General features: G+C 69.1%; 18 protein-coding genes. 10 read left to right on the top strand and 8 right to left on the bottom strand.

What is annotated here, in order from left to right:
- The first annotated feature begins 9 nt into the window (after positions 1 to 9).
- Entirely contained in the window at positions 10 to 1,185 is a 1,176-nt protein-coding gene (locus tag VF106_RS25835) for a pyridoxal phosphate-dependent aminotransferase (protein ID WP_330842424.1), read from the top strand.
- Complete coding sequence (locus tag VF106_RS25830; protein ID WP_330842423.1) at positions 1,175 to 1,759, top strand: TetR family transcriptional regulator; 585 nt, start codon at positions 1,175 to 1,177, stop codon at positions 1,757 to 1,759. Before VF106_RS25835 ends, VF106_RS25830 begins: the two co-directional genes overlap by 11 nt.
- Positions 1,760 to 1,767: 8 nt before the next feature.
- On the opposite strand, the gene VF106_RS25825 is transcribed toward VF106_RS25830, so the two are convergent.
- The 5 genes from VF106_RS25825 to VF106_RS25810 all read right to left on the bottom strand — a co-directional run bounded on the left by VF106_RS25825 (position 1,768) and on the right by VF106_RS25810 (position 5,201).
- Complete coding sequence (locus VF106_RS25825; protein WP_330842422.1) at positions 1,768 to 2,064, bottom strand: lactonase family protein; 297 nt, start codon at positions 2,062 to 2,064, stop codon at positions 1,768 to 1,770.
- A complete protein-coding gene (locus VF106_RS50975) occupies positions 1,968 to 2,438 on the bottom strand; it encodes a beta-propeller fold lactonase family protein (protein ID WP_414639060.1) in 471 nt (156 codons plus the stop codon). Before VF106_RS50975 ends, VF106_RS25825 begins: the two co-directional genes overlap by 97 nt.
- Before the next feature lie 186 nt (positions 2,439 to 2,624).
- Positions 2,625 to 2,789, bottom strand: a complete 165-nt coding sequence (locus VF106_RS25820) for a hypothetical protein (protein ID WP_330842421.1) — start codon at positions 2,787 to 2,789, stop codon at positions 2,625 to 2,627.
- 532 nt (positions 2,790 to 3,321) lie between these two features.
- Positions 3,322 to 4,545, bottom strand: coding sequence for a sensor histidine kinase (locus tag VF106_RS25815; protein ID WP_330842420.1), 1,224 nt, complete (start codon positions 4,543 to 4,545; stop codon positions 3,322 to 3,324).
- 2 nt (positions 4,546 to 4,547) lie between these two features.
- The gene (locus VF106_RS25810; protein WP_330842419.1) at positions 4,548 to 5,201 is read right to left on the bottom strand and encodes a response regulator transcription factor; all 654 of its coding nucleotides are present in this window, start codon (positions 5,199 to 5,201) and stop codon (positions 4,548 to 4,550) included.
- A gap of 90 nt (positions 5,202 to 5,291) precedes the next feature.
- Between VF106_RS25810 and VF106_RS25805 the strand changes: the two genes are divergently transcribed.
- The 6 genes from VF106_RS25805 to VF106_RS25780 are packed head-to-tail and all read left to right on the top strand — an operon-like array spanning position 5,292 to position 11,394.
- On the top strand, positions 5,292 to 6,581 hold the full coding sequence (locus VF106_RS25805) for an alpha/beta hydrolase family protein (RefSeq protein ID WP_330842418.1): 1,290 nt from the start codon (positions 5,292 to 5,294) through the stop codon (positions 6,579 to 6,581).
- 14 nt (positions 6,582 to 6,595) lie between these two features.
- Complete coding sequence (locus VF106_RS25800; protein WP_330842417.1) at positions 6,596 to 7,774, top strand: serine hydrolase domain-containing protein; 1,179 nt, start codon at positions 6,596 to 6,598, stop codon at positions 7,772 to 7,774.
- A 28-nt stretch (positions 7,775 to 7,802) separates the two neighbouring features.
- Positions 7,803 to 8,336 carry a hypothetical protein gene (locus VF106_RS25795; RefSeq protein ID WP_330842416.1) on the top strand — a complete coding sequence of 178 codons (534 nt, stop codon included), beginning with the start codon at positions 7,803 to 7,805 and terminating at the stop codon, positions 8,334 to 8,336.
- A 9-nt stretch (positions 8,337 to 8,345) separates the two neighbouring features.
- Positions 8,346 to 9,476: a peptidoglycan-binding protein gene (locus tag VF106_RS25790; RefSeq protein WP_330842415.1), complete on the top strand. Its 1,131-nt coding sequence runs from the start codon at positions 8,346 to 8,348 to the stop codon at positions 9,474 to 9,476.
- Complete coding sequence (locus VF106_RS25785) at positions 9,473 to 10,165, top strand: ABC transporter ATP-binding protein (RefSeq protein ID WP_330842414.1); 693 nt, start codon at positions 9,473 to 9,475, stop codon at positions 10,163 to 10,165. Before VF106_RS25790 ends, VF106_RS25785 begins: the two co-directional genes overlap by 4 nt.
- Positions 10,162 to 11,394 (top strand): ABC transporter permease, encoded by a 1,233-nt coding sequence (locus VF106_RS25780; protein ID WP_330842413.1) that lies wholly within the window; start codon positions 10,162 to 10,164, stop codon positions 11,392 to 11,394. The genes VF106_RS25785 and VF106_RS25780 overlap by 4 nt, the downstream gene beginning before the upstream one ends.
- Positions 11,395 to 11,671: 277 nt before the next feature.
- Here the strand turns inward: VF106_RS25780 and VF106_RS25775 are convergent, their stop codons facing one another.
- Positions 11,672 to 12,391, bottom strand: a complete 720-nt coding sequence (locus VF106_RS25775; protein ID WP_330842412.1) for a DinB family protein — start codon at positions 12,389 to 12,391, stop codon at positions 11,672 to 11,674.
- Positions 12,392 to 12,605: 214 nt separating this feature from the next.
- Here VF106_RS25775 and VF106_RS25770 point away from each other — a divergent pair, with 214 nt between their 5' ends.
- Entirely contained in the window at positions 12,606 to 13,499 is an 894-nt protein-coding gene (locus VF106_RS25770; RefSeq protein ID WP_330842411.1) for an SAM-dependent methyltransferase, read from the top strand.
- A gap of 46 nt (positions 13,500 to 13,545) precedes the next feature.
- On the opposite strand, the gene VF106_RS25765 is transcribed toward VF106_RS25770, so the two are convergent.
- Positions 13,546 to 14,394, bottom strand: a complete 849-nt coding sequence (locus tag VF106_RS25765; RefSeq protein ID WP_330842410.1) for a hypothetical protein — start codon at positions 14,392 to 14,394, stop codon at positions 13,546 to 13,548.
- Positions 14,395 to 14,445: 51 nt separating this feature from the next.
- Complete coding sequence (locus VF106_RS25760) at positions 14,446 to 14,682, bottom strand: hypothetical protein (protein WP_330842409.1); 237 nt, start codon at positions 14,680 to 14,682, stop codon at positions 14,446 to 14,448.
- A 274-nt stretch (positions 14,683 to 14,956) separates the two neighbouring features.
- Here VF106_RS25760 and VF106_RS25755 point away from each other — a divergent pair, with 274 nt between their 5' ends.
- Complete coding sequence (locus VF106_RS25755) at positions 14,957 to 17,839, top strand: glycoside hydrolase family 9 protein (protein WP_330842408.1); 2,883 nt, start codon at positions 14,957 to 14,959, stop codon at positions 17,837 to 17,839.
- Positions 17,840 to 17,915 lie beyond the last annotated feature (76 nt).

The raw sequence follows: 17,915 nt of genomic DNA, 5'->3' as shown, positions 1-17,915 counted from the left end.
GAGAACCGCATGTCACTCGCGCTGGTGCCCGACTTCGCGCCCGCCGAGGCCGTCGCCCGGATCGCGGCGGCCTCCCGGCGAAAGCAGCAACCACAGTCCTCCGGCGACCTCGTGTCGCTCGCGATGGGAGAGCCGGACTTCGACACTCCCGAGCAGGTGACCGAAGCCGCCAACGCCTCGCTCCGCGCCGGCCGCACCCACTACTCACCACTGCTCGGCGAAGTGGCACTACGCGAGGCACTCGCCGAGAAACTGGCGAGCATCGCCGGCGCGGCGAGCTCCCCCGCCGATGTGCTGATCACCCAAGGCGGCACCGCCGGTCTCGCCGCGTCGATCCTCGCCATCGTCAACCCCGGCGACAAGGTGGTCATCCCCGATCCCACCTACTCCCTCTACGCCGACCTGGTCAGCATGGCCGGCGGCATCGTCGTGCCCGTCCCCCTTGCCGACGACCTGCACTGGGACCTCGACCGGCTCGCCGACGCCCTCGCCGGCGCGAAGCTCTTCGTGTTCTGCAACCCCGTCAACCCGACCGGCATCGTCCACAGCCACGCCGAACTGGCAGCACTCGCCGAGCTGCTCGACGGCACGCCCACGATCGTCATCGCCGACGAGGCCTACGCCGACCTCGACTACACCGGCCGCCCGTTCACCTCGGCGATCTCGCTCGACGGCCTGCGCGACCGGACGGTGTACTGCCAAACCTTCTCGAAGAGCTATGCGATGACCGGCTGGCGCGTCGGCTACCTGTGGGGTCCGCAGCCGCTCATCCACGCCTCCGCCCGGATCCACAACACCTTCAACGGCTCGGTGAACACCGTCGTCCAGGACGCCGCGCTCGTCGCGGTGCGGACCGGTGACGCGGACATCGCCAGGATGCGTACCGCCTACGAACGACGCAGGGAGATCATGCACGCCGGGCTGGCGACGATCCCCGGCCTCACCCTCAGCTCACCGGAAGGCGCGTTCTACCAGTTCCCCCGCTACGACATCGACATCCCGTCCGTCGACCTCGTCGCGAAGCTGACCGAGTTCGGCGTCGCGGTACGTCCGGGCGCCGAGTTCGGCGCACACGGCGAACACCACCTGCGCCTGTCTTACGCGGCAAGCGAAGAAGCCATCGAGACCGGCGTCGCCCGACTCGGCGAGGGCCTTCGGTCACTGGGAGCACACCGTGCGCAGTGACACCGAACGGAACCGCCGCCATCTCATCAAAGCGGCGGCCTTCCTCGCCAGCCGGCACGGAACCAACGTGAAGATGGCCGACGTCGCCGAGCGCGCCGAGGTCGCCGCGGCCACGGCGTACCGCCACTTCGGCTCGGTAGAGGAAATCCTCGCCGAATACCGCTTCGACGTCGGGCTCCGGCTGCTCAAGTTCAGCCAGAAAGCGGAAACCCTCGGCGTGGCACTGCTTTCCGACGTGAGCGCCGAGTGGGTACGCCTCGTCGTCAAACACGGCCGCGCGATGGTCCACACGAGATCGGACCAGGGCTACCTGGCCCGGCTCCGCGCCGGCGCGCACTACCTCACCGTGCAGGCAGAGGCACTGACCCGCCCGATCGCCGAGGCCGCAACGGAACTAGGCCTCGCGAACCCCGGCGACGAAGGCCACTTCCTCTGGAACATCCTGTTCGACCCACGCGAGATCTTCGACCTCCTCGACACCGTGGGGCTCACCGAAGCCCAGGTGAGCCGCCGCCTGGTGGCCGCGTACTGCGGCAGCCTTCGCGGCTGGCTGGCCGACGACATCCCGCAGTGAAACAAGTCTCACAGCATCGCGAAGGTAATCACCGACACACGTTGAACGGCGATCCTCGCCGTCCGGGTCAACTTGCCCGTGGCGGGATCCACGGAATACGAGATGACGTCGTCAGAGTCCGAGTTGCAGGTGAACAGATACCTGCCCGAGGGCTCGAAGTCGAACTCCCTCTGTCCACGGCCGCCGGTCTCCACGAGATCCACCATCGTCAGAAGCCCCGTACCTTCGTCGACCGCGAAGATGGCAATGGTGTCCTTGTCTTGGAGGGACCGGTTCGAGCTGTAAACGAACTTCCCCTTGCCCACCCCGAACTGGCGCGAGGTGGGGTTGAAGCCATAGACGTAGAGGTGGCCCGTTGTCCGACGCGATGACCCAACGCTCCGTGCGGTCGAAGACGGCAGCGTGGCAGGCGGGACCGATGCCGCAGGGATCCGTCGTCGCGGTTGATGGCGAAGGCGGACACCCCACCTCCGGTTCCAGGAATCCATCCGAGCGCAGGCGTGCGGTTGACGCAGTAGACAAAACGCCCGTCCGAGGAGGCGCAGATGCCGTCGCTGTTCAGGTCGGCGACTTCCGGTCCGGTCGAGCTGACCAGCTCCAGCGAGCCGTCGGCCATGTTCACCCGGAAGACGTCGATGCCGCCGCCCTCTTGTGACCCGAGACCCGCGACGTCCCCCATCGGCCCCGATCCGGAGATGGCGCATTGCCTTGCCACGTAGGCGAAGAGCCGGCCCTCGGCCGCGTCGGCCGTGGCCGAGAACTCTCCGGGCACGGACGCCGTCAAGGCAAGTCCGGACGCCCCGAAGAAAGTACGCCGCGACATTCCCTTACTCATACGCTTACATTCTCCAATCGATCCGCTGATTCAACTTTTGCTGAGCCAGTCGGTGATCACGTCGAGGACGGCGTCGTTGTTGCGTTCGATCATCATGAGGTGTCCGTTGCCGTGGATCCCGAGCTCGCCGAGGGTCAGGTGGTCCACCCGGCGGCAACCCGCCTGACGCAGGTATGCCGTGGTGCCGACGTCCATCGCGGTGGCGAAGGACTGCTCGCCGGAGACGATGGCGATCGGGACGTCGGCCAGGTTCGGGAGTCGCCGTGGCGGGTCGGCCTACGCTTCATAGGAGCATCACCCGGCAGGTCGACCAGCGTGGGCTCTCCGGGCGGATCGTAGGTGAGTGGGGAGTCGCTCAGCCCCCAGGAAAGCGGGACGGGGCCACTGGGGCCGAGCGGCTCCAGCGCGACGATCGCCCGCACCAGATCAGGGCGTTCGTCCGCCATCAGCCAGCCGGCCGGGCCACCCGCCGAACTGGTGATCACCACGGCGGGCCCGATGCGGTCGAGCAGTTCCGCGCCGCGCCGGCGCATCACCTCGTGGTGCTGCCCGACCACCCACCGGCATGCCCCGATGCGGGGTCAACAACCGCGAGACAGCGACCCCGACCTCCTCAGGCCCCGCCGACCGAAGCACGGCGAACCGTCGAAGAAAGGCAGACGGCAGCGCCTCGTCGACATCCACTGCTCCACCTCACCACTTCTCGACGAACTCGTCACGCTCCTGATCAGTCGCCGGCTTCGGATTCCGGGTGGGTGCCGGGGAATGTGACGGTGATATGCATGCCGCCGCCTTGGCGGGGCTGCGCCGTGACGGTGGCGTCGTGGGCGGTGGCGATCGCGTGGACGATGGACAGCCCCAAGCCGAGTCCGCCGTTCTGGCGGGTGCGGCTGGGATTGAGTCGTTGGAACGGTTGGAACAGCCGGTCGACTTCGGTGGCTGGGACGATTGGTCCGGTGTTCGCCACGGTGAGTGTGGCCTGTCCTGCCGCGTTTTCGGTCGTGATCGTGACGGTGCCGTGGTCGGTGTTGTAGCGCAAAGCGTTGTCCACGAGGTTGGCCACCATGCGCTCGACCAGATGCGGATCGCCCGATGTCGGGGCGCTGCGGACCGACGCGGTCAGATGTACTCCCAGCCCCGCCACGTCCGTATCCGTGCGGACGATGACCTGGTCGGTCACGGCGGCAAGGTCGAGGGGTTCGTGGCGGTCGAGCCCGCCCTCGCCGCGGGCGAGGGTGAGCAGTGCTTCGATGAGCCGCGCCTGTTCACGGCCTGCCGCGAGTACCCGTTTGTGTGCTGCTTGGAGGGATTCGACGGTGGCGGCGGGATCGTCCAGGGCGAGTTGGCCGAGAGCCAACTGTCGGGCCAGGGGTGTGCGCAGTTCGTGTGAGGCGTTGGCGACGAACTGGCGCTGGGACCGGAAGGCCGCCTCCAGCCTGGCCAGTAGCCCGTCGAAGGTGTCCCCGAGTTGCTTGAGCTCGTCGTCGGGGCCGTCGAGCGCGAGCCGCTGGTGCAAGTTGGTGGCGGAGATCTCCCGCGCGGTGGTGGTGATCGTGCGCAGCCGGCGCAGGGCCCGGCCGGCGATGATCCAGCCGAGCACGATGGACAGGACCGCCATGATGGCCAGCGCGATGCCCGACTGGATGAGGAGTTCGCGCAGGTCGGCTGCCCGCTGCTGGTCGGCCTGGGCCCTGAGTTGGTCCGCTGTGGCCCGCAGCTGTTCTTGCGTGGCACCGGGTTCACCCCCCACGAGCCGCTCCCCGGATGGGGGCGACGTCGCTGAGCCGACGATCGCCCCCTGCGGTCCCGAGACCCCTCGGCCTTCGGTGGCGTTGCGAAACAGCAGGTAGGTGACGGCCAGCAGGACGGTGCCGGAGACCAGGAACAGGGAACCGTAGAGCAGGGTCAGACGAAGCCGGACCGTGTTGCGGAGAAACGGCAGGGTGGGCATGGTCAGATCCGGTAGCCGGACTTGGCCACGGTATCGATGATCGGTGGGTTCCCGAGCTTGGCCCGCAGCCGGCTGATCGTGACCTTGACGGCGCTGGTGAACGGATCCGCGGCCTCGTCCCACACCCGGTCGAGTAGCTCTTCGGCCGCCACCGTCCGGCCCTGCGAGGCAAGCAGCAGTTCGAGCACACCGAACTCCTTGGGAGACAGGTCAAGCGGCCGCCCGGCGCGGCGGGCGCGGCGGCCAGCCGTGTCGACGACGAGATCACCGTGGCGCAGGACCGGTGGGATGGTGGGGTGGTTGCGTCGGGCCAGGGCACCGACGCGCGCGATGAGCACGGGGAACTCGAACGGCTTTGGCAGGTAGTCGTCGGCGCCGAGGCCGAGGCCATCCACCAGGTCCCCTGTCGTCGCGGCCGCGGTGAGCATCAGCACCCGGCTGCGGCAGCCCGCCGCGACGAGCTCGGCGCAGACCTCGTCGCCGTGTATCCCGGGCAGGTCACGGTCGAGCACGATCACGTCGTAGCCGTTGACGAGGGCACGCTCCAGCCCGCCAGAACCGTCGAGCGCGACGTCGACTGCCATCCGCGCGCGACGCAGGCCGGTGGCGACCGCCTCGGCCATCTCCTCGTCGTCCTCGATCACCAGTACCCGCACCGGTCAATGATGTCCCAATTGAAGTTGCGGCGAGGTTGCGCTGTTGGTCGCAACTGTTCCGCAACCGCATCTGCCGTACACCTGTGGCCCATGATCAATGACACGAACAACGGCAGGGGTATGAGTCGGCGCCGGGTGCTCGGCGGTGCGGCGGCGCTGGCCGCCGGGCTGGTGGGGGCGTCCTTGGCCGGGACGGCGCGGGCGGACGGCCGAACCGACCGGGTGCGGCTGACGCTGCCGGAGCCGACCGGGCCGCACGAGATCGGCACGGTGTCGCTGCACCTGGTCGACCACGGCCGGCAGGACCCGTGGTTGTCGACTCCACGCCCTCGGGAGCTGATGGTCAGCATGTGGTACCCGGCGCGCGACGACGGCGACTGCCGGTTGGCGCCCTGGCGGACGCCGGCCGCGCTCGCCTTCTACCGGGAGCGGAAGGCACTGGATCTCGGGGCCTCTTTGGACAACGTGGACTACCCGGTGACCCATGGCAGGGAGGGTGCGCCGGTCGCCCGGTCGGCGCAGCCGTATCCGGTGGTGTTCTACTCGCCGTCGGGCCACGAGGACCGGTCCATCGGAACCATTCAGGTGGAGGACCTCGCCAGCCACGGATACGTCGTCGTCACGATCAGCCACACCTACAACGCCGGCGAGGTGGAGTTCCCCGGTGGGAGGGTCGAGCACGGTCAGGTGTTCCAGGGTTCGCCGCCGCCGGGCTACGACGGCCTGACGTCCGACGCCAGCGTGATCCTGCACCGGCGCGACGCTCAGTTCGTACTCGACCAGATCACCGCCCTCAACGCCGGGCGCAACCCAGACGCCGGGCACCGTCGGCTGCCCGATGGCCTGTGCCGGTCCATGGACCTGTCAAGGGTCGGCATGTTCGGGCACTCCTTCGGCGGCGCCACGACGATGCAAACCCTGGCCAACGACGGCAGGTTCCGCGCCGGCATCAACCTGGACGGCAGCCCTGTGCCGGAGGTTCCGCTGCTGGGGAACCCGCAACAGGACGCCGAGCTGACGGCCGCCATCGCGCGGCGGATCGGCGACCGCCCGTTCCTGGTCACGAGCAGCATGGGCCGGGGCCCGGACAGTTTGGGCGCGCTGACGTCCGGGTTCTGGCACGGCCTGACCGGCTGGCGGCGGTTTCTGTCACTCGTCGGCTCGGCTCACGGCAGCTATGTCGACGAGGGGTGGCTGCACAACCAGATGTTCGCGGCGGGGGTCATTCCGAACAGGCCGCCCGGCACGATCGACCCGGTCCGGTCCGTGGCCGCCCAACGGGCCTACCTCGGCGCGTTCTTCGACCTGTGGCTGCGTGGCCGCGACAACCACCTGCTGGACGGGCCGTCCGCCAGCTACCCCGAGGTCTTGTTCTTCTGAGAGGGAGATTCGCAATGACGACAAGGGGATCGGCCACGCGTCGAACCATCCTGAAGACCGGCGGCGTCGCGGCGCTCGCCATGGCCGCCGGAGCAGGTGCTGAGTCGGCGGCGGCCGAGCCGGTCCTCAGATCCGACCTGCAGGCCGCGCTCGATGATGTCGTGGTGGCCGGTGCGTCCGGCGCGCTGGCGGAGTTTCGCGACGGCGCGAGCGTCTGGCGGGGGTCGAGCGGGGTCGCCGAGCTGGGCACGTCGCGACCGGTACCGGTAGGCGGCAGGTTCCGGATCGGCAGTGTCACCAAGACGTTCGTGGCAACCGTCGTGCTCAAGCTGGTCGGCCGCGGCCGGCTGCGCCTTGACGACACGGTCGAGCACTGGCTGCCGGGAACGATCACCAACGGCGACCGGATCACGCTGCGCCACCTGTTGCAGCACACCAGCGGCGTGTTCGACTTCGTCGCGCGGTTCGGTGAGCTCTTCCCGACCACGGAGGACCTCCTGCGCCAGCGGTACCGGACCTGGTCACCGACCGAACTGGTGGCGCTTGCCGCCGAGATGCCGCCGGTGTTCGAGCCCGGCACCTCGTGGTCGTACTCCAACACGAACTACTTCCTGCTGGCGATGGTGGTGGAGCGCGCGACGGGGCGGCCGTACGGAACCGAGGTCCAGCGCCACATCCTGCGCCCGCTCGGGCTGCGTGACACGGAGGTGCCCGGCGACAACCCGTTCCTGCGGGGCCCGCACTCACACGGCTACCTGCCATTGCGGCAGGACGGTCAGATCGTGCCCGCCGACGTCACCACGTTCAACCCGACAATTGCGTGGGCGGCCGGGGAAATCATCTCCACACCGGCGGAGATCAACCATTTCTTCCTGGCGTTGCTGACCGGACGCCTGTTGTCCCCGGCATTGCTGGAACAGATGCTGTCCCCTTCCGCCGGCCCCGGCTACGCCCTGGGAATCGGCCGGTTCCCGCTGCCGTGCGGAGACACGCTGTGGGGCCACACCGGCGGTTTCTTCGGCTACCAGACGTTCGCCGTGACAAGCGCGGATGGGCAACGCCAGCTCACCGTGTCGGCCAACCCGTGGGGTGGCAACCCGGGCCGCGCGATCTCCGCCCTCGTGCAGACCGCGTTCTGCGGATCAGCGGCGGCGACCGCGGAGCCATTGTGGTTGCCCGAAATGGCGATCTGACACACCACGTTCGAGAAAGGACGACACGATGCCGAAATATTTGGCCCGCGCGCTGACGGCGGCGACGTTGACGCTGTTAGTGGGCGCGTGTGCGGGCAACGCGAACACCGACCGCGGGGTGGCCTCGCTGTCGGACAGCGACCAGCCGTCGGCGCAGCAGCAAGGCTCGGACGGCAAGACCGACGAGGACAAGAACCGGGAGTTCGCCAGGTGCATGCGTGAGCACGGGATCGACGTGCCCGACCCGGAACCCGGCCATGGGGGCGTCACGATCAAGGAGCGCGATCTCGAGAAGGTGAAGCCGGCCCGGGAGGCGTGCCAGCACCTGCTCCCCAACGGCGGCGTACCGGAGAAGATGGACTCCGAGCAGCTGGACCGGGAACGCGAGCGGGCCAAGTGCATGCGCGAGCACGGGATCGACGTGCCCGACCCGGACCCGAACAACCCGCGCATCCGGCCACCCGATGGCGTCGACCCGGAGAAGATGAAAGCGGCGATGGAGGCGTGCCGCCCGGACGACGCACCCGACGACGGGCCGGTTCGCACCGGGACGAACGAGTAGGCGCCGGCCGTGAACACCACTGACGAGATGAGCGCTGACGGGCCCAAGGAGGTTCGTCGGCGGCGGCGGGTCCGCTGGGCGGTGACCGGAACGGTGCTGCTCGGCGTGCTCGGAATCGGCACCGGGGTGGTGCTGACCAGGCTGGGTGCGCAGCCGGTGTCGGCGGCTCCGCAGGCGCCGCCGCCGGTGGCGACGGCCGAGGTGGTCCGGACCGACCTGGCCCTGCGGGAAAGCCTGACCGGCGAGCTGGGTTACGGCAGCGAGCGCACGATGAGAGGCCACAAGCAGGGCACGATCACCGAGCTGCCGGGGCCGGGCACCGTACTCGACCGCGGGAAGGCCGTGTACCAGGTGGACGCCACACCTGTTGTGCTGTTCCTGGGCGGACTCCCGCTGTACCGCGACGTCGGGCCGGCCCTGACCGACGGGCCGGACGTGCGGCTGGTCGAGGAGAACCTGCGGGCACTGGGGTTCGGCGGGTTCACGGTGGACGCGACCTTCACCGACGCGACCGAAAACGCGATCAAGGACTGGCAGGAGTCGCTCGAGCTGGAGGCGACCGGCGTGATCCATCCCGCCGACGTGATCGTCACGTCCGGCCCGGTGCGGGTGGCCACGGTGACCGCCGAGCCCGGGGACGCCGGCTCCGGTGACCTGCTGACCTACACCAGCACGACACGACTGGTGACCGTCGAACTGGAGGAGTCGCGGCAGAACCTGGGCAAGCCCGGAACGACGGTCGCGATGACGGTGGGCGGCAAGGAATTGGCCGGCACTGTCGCCGAGCTCGCCCCGACCTCGGCTGATGGCGACGATGGTGACGGCGGTGGTGGCGGCGGAAACGGTGGCGATCAGGAGAAGACCTTCACCGCCACGATCACCGTGACCGACGCCGTCGCACTCGGAGACCTCGACTCGGGCTCGGTCGAGGTGCGGTTCACCACCGACACCCGGAAGGGCGTGCTCGTGGTGCCGGTCGGGGCGTTGCTGGCCTTGGCCGAGGGTGGCTACGGGGTGGAGGTGGTCGACGGCGCGGACCGGCGGCTGCTGGCGGTGGAGACCGGCCTGTTCGCCGACGGCAACGTCGAGGTCAGCGGAGACGACCTGAGCGAGGGCATGAAGGTGGTGATCACGTCATGATCCCGGTCCTGGCGATCAGGAACGCCAGCAAGACCTATCCGGGCGGGGTGCGTGCCCTGCGGGAGGTGTCGCTGGAGATCGGGCCAGGTGAACTGGTGGCGTTGATCGGCCCCTCCGGTTCGGGCAAGTCCACGCTGCTGCACCTGATGGGCACACTGGACCGGCCCAGCGACGGGCGGGTCGAGGTGCGCGGCCACGACGTCGCCCGGTTGTCCGATCGACGTCTCGCCGCGCTGCGGTCGCGCTGGATCGGCTTCGTGTTCCAGCAGTTCTTCCTCACCGACGGGCTATCGGCGATGGAGAACGTCGCCGCCGGCCTGGCCTATGCCGGAGTGCCCGTCCGCCGGCGGAAGGCGATGGCGATGGCGGCGCTGGAGCGGGTCGGGCTGGCGCACCGTACCTGGCACACCCCGGGCGAGCTGTCCGGCGGGGAGCGGCAGCGGGTGGCGATCGCCCGGGCGGTGGTCACCAACCCGGCGATCGTGCTCGCCGACGAACCGACCGGAAACCTGGACAGCCGCACCGGCACGGAGGTCCTGGGACTGTTGGTTGAGCTGAACGCGGCGGGCACCACCGTGGTGATCGTCACCCACGACCCCACGATCGCCGCCGCCACCCACCGCCGAGTGGAGATGCTGGACGGCACGCTCATGGCCGACGTGCCACTGTCCACACAGGAGGATCGATGAGTACGCCGACGGTGATCCCACCACCGGAGCCGGAGCCCTTGCCGCGGCCACGACGGCTCGGGCCGCGGGACATGCTGCGGCTGGGCGGGCACGGCATACGCACCCGCCCCCTGCGGGCGGTGCTCTCCGCGCTGGGTATCGCGATCGGGATCGCCGCGATGATCGCCGTGGTAAGCATTCCCGCCTCGAGCGCCCAGGCACTGCGGGACGAGCTCGCCGCGCTAGGCCCCAACCTGCTGACCGCCAAACCGGGGCAGACCTTCCTCGGCGAGGACGCGGAGCTGCCGACCACCGCGGTGCCGATGGTGCGCCGGATCGACCCGGTCACCGCCGTGTCCTCGGTCGGCGTCGTCGACGCCACGGTGCGCCGCACGGACCGGGTTCCCGAATCGGAGACCTCCGGACTGGCCGTCCTCGCTTCACTACCGGACCTCCTCGACGTACTCCAGGGAAGTCTCCACAGTGGACGATTCCTGGACGCGGCGACCGAGAACTTCCCCACCGTCGTGCTCGGCTCAGAAGCCGCCAAACGGCTCGGCATCGACCGGATCGACCCCTCGTCGCCGCCGCAGGTATGGATCGGCCGACAGTGGTTCGTCGTGCTCGGCATTCTCAACCAGATGCCGCTCGCCCCGGAGATCGAGCGCTCGGTCCTGATCGGCTGGCCGGTGGCGCAGCAGCGGCTCGGCTTCTCCGGCAACCCCGGCTCGGTGTACCTACGCGCCCAGGACGCCCACGTCGAGGCCGTACGCGGGGTCCTCGCGGCCACCATCAACCCACAGCAACCCAACGAGGTCCAGGTCACCCTGCCGTCCGAGGTGCTGGCCGCGCAACGGCTCGCGGACAGTTCCTACAGCGCGCTGTTTCTCGCCCTCGGCGGGGTGGCGCTGCTGGTCGGCGGGGTCGGCGTGGCCAACACCATGGTGATCGCGGTGCTGGAGCGCCGGCGGGAGATCGGCCTGCGCCGGGCGCTGGGTGCGACACGTCGGCAGGTGCGCGGCCAGTTCCTGGCCGAGTCGGTGCTGCTGTCCGGGCTCGGCGGCCTGGTCGGCGTCCTCTTCGGAATCGGCGCCACCGCCGGCTACGCGCTGACCAAACACTGGCCAGGCGTGTTCCCGCCGGCCGCCCTGGCCGGTGGCGTCGGCGCCGCCGTCCTCGTCGGCGCTCTGGCGGGAATGTACCCCGCGATGCGGGCCGCCCGCCTGGCACCGACGGAGGCTCTGGCGTGAGGTCAGGGTTGTTGTCCGAACGAATGTGCGCGCCAGGCTGTCCACGAACCGTCAAGGAACAACAGTGAAGAGAGCCGCACGCGATACGGATTCCGTTCCCCGTGGCGGTGGGCTCGCTCGTCACGCTGACCAGGATGACGTCGGGCGTGTCCGCGGCGACCGCCGCCACGCCGGACCGTCCACTTCGTCTTCCGCGCGCAGGGTTTCAAGCAGCTCGGCACCGCGCAGACGCATCGGCGATGCCCGCATCCGCACGATGCTGAGTCCGTAGCCGGTCCTACTCAGCGTCCTGTGCCTCGATCAGGTCGAGGTCGCGGACGCAGAAGCCGTGGTGCTCGATGGTCTCGTTGAGCACCGTGCCGAGGCACTGCCGCACCGAGCGGCCCCGGGCGTACGGCGGCCAGACATCGTCGTCGGGCACCGGCGCTCGCGCCGCGAGCTGCGCAGCGGTGACCTCGTCGAGCCAGGCCTGCAGCTCGGCGGCCTGTGCGTCACGCACGCTCACGATCTCGTCGAGGGCCGGATCGAGCGAGAGGTCAAGCCCGTGCGCTCCACGGTAGGGCTCGACGGTCGTCCCGATGCCCATCGGCGTGAACAGCTCCGTCGAGCCCAGGCAGCAGCGGCGGAACCACGAGTCGTGGACGAAGACCAGGTGGCGCATCGTCTGCACCGCCGACCACTCGTCGTTCACGCTGCGGCGCTCGATGCCGGGCGTACGGCGGATTCGCTCGATCGTGGCGGCCCAGCCGGCATGGAGCTGACGCGATGCCTCGCGCAGATCGACAGGGTCCTCGGAGCGGAGCAGCACCCGCACCGGATGACGCCGGTCGAGCTCTGCCTCGACGTACTCGGTGACCTCGACACCGTTCACCACGAGGTTGGTGATGAGCCCGTCGATCACGGCATCCCGCATGACGACGCCGATCAGGCGTGCCCCGGTCAGATCGCACTCGCGGAACTCCGCACCGTGCAGATCCTCTTCGACATATCGCGTCATGCTCCGCATACTAGGTCCGAGCACCGACAAGCCAGCCTCCCGGCGCCAAATGAGACCGTCATAGCACCGTGGGGTGGGCCGGAAGGTGGGCGTGGAGTCCCTGGTTTTGAACCGCACTCCTTTGTAAAAGCACACTGTCCACGGTTCTCGCGATGCCGTACGCTCCAGAGCATCGTGATATTCCACGGAAATCCATATGGGGAGGCGTGCACCCGTGCTCGAGAAACACTCGGATCCGCTGCCGCCACCCGGCGTTGACCTGAAGCACCCCAGCGTCGCCCGGGTCTACGACTACATACTGGGTGGCACGGCCAACTGGGCGGTGGATCGGGAGTTCGGCGACCGTATCCTGGACAAGAATCCGTTGGCGAGGGATATGGCGTTGGCCAACCGGCTGTTCCTCAACCGAGCGGTCCGATACCTCACCAAACAGGGCATCAAGCAGTTCCTGGACATCGGCGCCGGTGTGCCGACCGCGGGCAACACGCACGAGGTGGCCGACGACGCCAAACGAGAAGCCGGTCAGGTGCCGGACACCCGAGTGGTGTACGTCGACAACGACCCGGTCGCCGTGGCGCACGCGGCCATGCTGCTCGACAGCGAAGGTGATCCCGGCCGGCACGCCATCATCGACGCCGATCTCCGCAACCCCGACGAGCTGTGGCAGAAGGCCTGCGAGACGCAGCTGATCAACCTCGACGAGCCCATCGCGTTGCTGCTCATCGCCGTGTTACACGTGCGCCAACCCGATGCCGACGGCAACGACATCGGCCCGCAGTCGGTCGCGCGCTTCCGCGAACTCCTGCCACGAGGCTCCTACCTCGCGATCTCGCACACCACCATCGAGGGGGTACCCGACAAGCTCGTCGAGCGGATGCGCGACATAAAACGCATGTACGAGCAGTCGAACAGCAGTGCCGGCTGGCGATCACACGCCGAGATCGCCGCCTTCCTCGGCGATTTCCAACTCGTCGAACCAGGCTGGACCTGGACCCCTGACTGGCACCCCGAAGAGGCAGGGCCCACCACCCCCACCACCCCCACGGTCATCCTGCGAACATCGAGCGAGTCCGCAATCTGGGCCGGCGTAGGCAAGAAGGTCACCTGACGTTCTTGCCTACGCCGCCGGCCCCAGCGGCGGAGGGTCGGCTGACTCAGCAGGCGCGGCACTCCCGAGGAACCCAGACGGTGTAGGTGACACCCGGTTGCCTCTCAAATGCTCGGCGAGGTGATTCCCTTGCCGCGGTGACGCTGGCCCTGTGGTCCGCTCCGGCGGCGACCGTCGACTCCGGACCGTCGTCGAGGCGGTAGGCGTAGCTCACGACGCCCGGCAGGTTGGATTGGAAGTCGAACACCCCGGGCACCCCGATCCCACCGGACAGGACCGGTTCCCCGCGGGGTCCACGGCGTATCGACACCCACTGGTAGCCGCTGTTCGCCGGTGTGTAGTCGACCACGGCCGAACCACCGGGACCGTCGCCGGGCACGGAACGCCAGTTCCCGTCGCCCTCGGGGTAGATCCGGTACTCGTAGGCCACCACGTCGGCTGATCCGTTGGCGGTGAAGGTGAACGAGCCGGGCACACCGGGGCCGCCCCCGGTAGTGAACCCCGATGGGTACACCGCCGAGGAGACGGTCGGTGTCGGCGGCGCGGTCCTGTCGACGGTGAAGTAGCAGGGGTCGCTCCACGGGCCGACGTTCGTGCCGTCCTCGCCGCGGACCTGCCACGCGTAGCCGGATGCGTCGACGATGGTGATGTCCACCTGGGCGTGGGTTTGGCCGTTGCTCACCGGCCAGACCATCTCGTGCCGCTGCGCCGGATCGGCGACCGGCCACAGAACAAACCGCGCGGACAGCTCGTCCTGGTCCGGGTCGGTGATGTCGGCGCGCAGCACCGGGGTACCGGCATCGTTGAGGCCTGCCGGGCTGATGGCCGGGCCAGGAGCCGCTGTGGCGCAACCGAAGGCGGGATCGATGTGCGGGTTCGTCGGCGCGCCGGGCATGGTGTCACCCGCGCCGGTCTCGACGGCATGGCCGCAGGGAGTTCGGCACAGTCACGACGTGGACTGGTTGGCGTGCCGTGCCGGCTCCGACCGGGCCGACGGCCCCGCGGTGTGGCGTTGTGCCGCGGGAGCCGCGCCGGCCTGCGTCGCGAGCCCCGCGGCCGTTCCGGCCACGAGCAACGAGAGAACCGCGGCGGCAACTGGCTTCCGGAACGCACGCTGACGAAGCACGCGTTCTACGCGCACGATGAGCCCCAGGACACGGAGCGCTCCCCAGTTCGCGCTCACGGCCCCACCAGCCTTGCCGATGCGGCCGATCAGACGCAATACGTTGAACGGCCGGATTCGATCCCGGGGGACGAGGGTGCCGCACCGGCCAGCGGTGCCTCGTCAGCAGATGGCGGTTCGATCGGTGTCGTCAGCGCGCCATCAACAGATGAGTACTACTTATGCAGGCGGAGATCAAGCCGACTCTTGCAGATGAGTGAGTACCGATCTAAGCTTCTGGGAGCGCTCCCAGAAGCTTCGCCAACCGTCAACGTAGACGGAGGAGTCCAGTCCGATGAGATCGCTTTTCCCTGCCCGTCGGCGCCTCCACGCCACCGCGCTTGCCCTTGCCGCTGTCGCGGCCGTGTTCACCACCACCCCCGCCCACGCCGCCGACTACGAACGAATCCTCAACGGCGCCTTCGGTGCGGGGACGGCCGACCCGTGGTGGGCGAGCGCCGGAGTGACCCACCGCGTCGTCAACGGCGAGCTGTGCGCGTCGGTCACCGGCGGCACGACGAACCCCTGGGACGCCTTGATCGGCGAGAACGGCGTGCCGTTCGAGGCCGGACAGCAGTACACGATGTCCTTCGACGCCTACGCCACCACACCCCAGCACATCGCGGCCAACGCGGGTGAAGGGGTCAGCCCGTTCCAGGGGATCGCCCGGCACGAGGTCGCGCTGACCACGAGCAAGCAGAAGTACACCTTCACGTTCACCTCCCAGCTGAACTTCCCGGACGCGGGCAACGGCCAGATCACCTTCCAGCTCGGCGGCAACGCGGCGAACAACACCGTCTGCGTGGACAACGTCTCGCTGGTCGGCGGCGTGATCCCGCCCGGCGGTCCTGGCGCGCCGACGAAGAAGGTCCAGGTCGACCAGGTCGCGTACGTGCCGGGTCTGCCGAAGCACGCCACCCTCGTGTCCGACGCGACCACCGCGCAGACATGGGCACTGAGGAACTCCGCCGGAACGGCCGTGGCCACCGGCCAGACCACACCGAAGGGCGTCGACGCGCTGTCCGGCGACCCGGTGCACCTGATCGACTTCTCCTCCTACGACATGGCGGGCACGGGCTACACGCTGACCGTCGGCGCGGAGACCAGCTTCCCGTTCGCCATCTCCGCCGAGCCGATCAGGAAGCTGCGCTACGACTCGCTGGCGTTCTTCTACCACCAGCGCAGCGGCATCGCGATCGACGCGCAGTACGCCGGCGCCACGTACGCGCGGCCGGCGGGCCACCTCAACGTCGCGCCCAACCAGGGTGACAACAACGTGCCCTGCCGGTCCGACCTCAACTGTGGCTACACGCTGGACGTGCGTGGCGGCTGGTACGACGCTGGCGACCACGGCAAGTACGTCGTCAACGGCGGCATCTCGGCATGGCAGGTGCTCAACACCTACGAGCGCGCCAAACTGATCGGCGACGCCGCCGCACTGGGCGACGGCAAGCTCGCCATCCCGGAAAATGCCAACGGCGTGCCCGACGTCCTCGACGAGGCTCGCTGGGAGGTCGAGTTCCTGCTGAAGATGCAGGCGCCGGACGGCATGGTGCACCACAAGATCCACGACACGAACTGGACCGCCCTGCCCACAATGCCCCATCAGGACAGCCAGACCCGCAGGCTCTCGCCGACCAGCACCGCGGCGACGCTGAACATGGCGGCGGTCGCGGCGCAGTCGGCCCGCATCTGGAAGACCATCGACCCGGCGTTCTCGGCCAGGGCGCTGGCCGCGGCGACGAAGGCGTACGCGGCGGCGAAGGCGAATCCGAACAAGATCGCCGACCCGAACGACGGCACCGGCGGCGGCTCGTACTCCGACACCACGTTGACCGACGAGTTCTACTGGGCCGCCGCGGAGATGTACGCGACGACCGGCGAGGCCGCCTACCGCGCGGACGTGACCGGCTCGACCCTCTACAAGGGACGGTCGGTCAGCGACCGCGGCTACGACTGGGGTTCCACCGGTCCGCTCGGTGACATCACGCTGGCGCTGGTGCCCACCGGTCTGCCGGCGGCGGACGTCGCGGCGACGAAGGCGGCGTTCGTGGCCGCAGCGGACAAGCACCTGAGCCAGATGGCGTCGCTGGGCTACCCCGCGCCGTACCGGGAGCCCGACGGCACCTACGTGTGGGGCTCGAACGGCCTGGTCGCCAACAACGCGTCGGTGCTCGCGCTCGCGCACGACTTCACCGGCGCGGCCAAGTACCGCGAGGGCGTGTTCGAGGCGCTGCACTACCTGTTCGGCCGCAATCCGGTGAGCTACTCCTACGTCAGCGGGTACGGCGGGCAGCCGGTGCGCAACGTCCACCACCGGCACTGGGCCAACCAACTCGACCCGACCCTGCCCATCGCGCCACCCGGCGCGCTCTCCGGCGGCCCGAACAGTGGGTTGCAGGACCCCATCGCGGCGCGGATGCTCCAGGGCTGCAAGCCACAGAAGTGCTTCGTGGACCACATCGAGGCGTACTCGCTCAACGAGGTCACGGTCAACTGGAACTCAGCGCTGGCGTGGATCGCCAACTGGGCGGCGGAAAAGTCGGCCCCACCGATCCCACCCGACAACACTCCCCCGACCACGCCGGGCACCCCGGTGGCGTCCACCGTCACCGCGACGGGCGCGACGCTGAACTGGACCGCGTCCAGCGACCCGGAGAGCGGCGTCAGGAGCTACGACGTCATCTCGATCGAGGGTGACACGCCGCGTGTGGTCGCCACCGTCCCCGGCACGTCCGCGACGCTGACCGGGCTGCGGCCGAACACCGCGTACCGGTTCGCTGTGCAGGCCCGCAACGGGGCAGGACTCACGTCCGCGCGCTCCGGCGCGGTCCCGGTAACCACCGGACCGGACGGCCAGACGTCCTGCAGGATCACCTACCAGGCGAGCGGGTGGAGCTCGGGACTGTCCGCGAACGTCACCATCACCAACACCAGCGGCGCGGACTGGACATCGTGGACGCTCCGGTTCACCTGGCCCGGCAACCAGAGGATCACCGAGGGATGGTCGGCGACCTGGACGCAGACCGGCGCCGCGGTGTCCGCGACCCCCACGTCGTGGAACAGCCGCGTGCCGGCCGGCGGTTCGGTGCAGGTCGGGTTCAACGCCTCGTCGTCTCCGCCGCACGCGGAGCCGACCGACTTCACGGTCAACGGACAGCCCTGTTCGAAGGACTGATCTGAGACGCCCCGGCCCGCAATAAGTTCGACTCATTTGACTGACGAGCCTGAACATTGGTGCCCTTCAACGACGA

Source organism: Actinophytocola sp. (genome assembly GCF_036378875.1).
In the GTDB taxonomy this organism is placed as follows: Bacteria; Actinomycetota; Actinomycetes; order Mycobacteriales; family Pseudonocardiaceae; genus Actinophytocola.
This window is presented reverse-complemented; position numbering and strand designations above follow the sequence as displayed.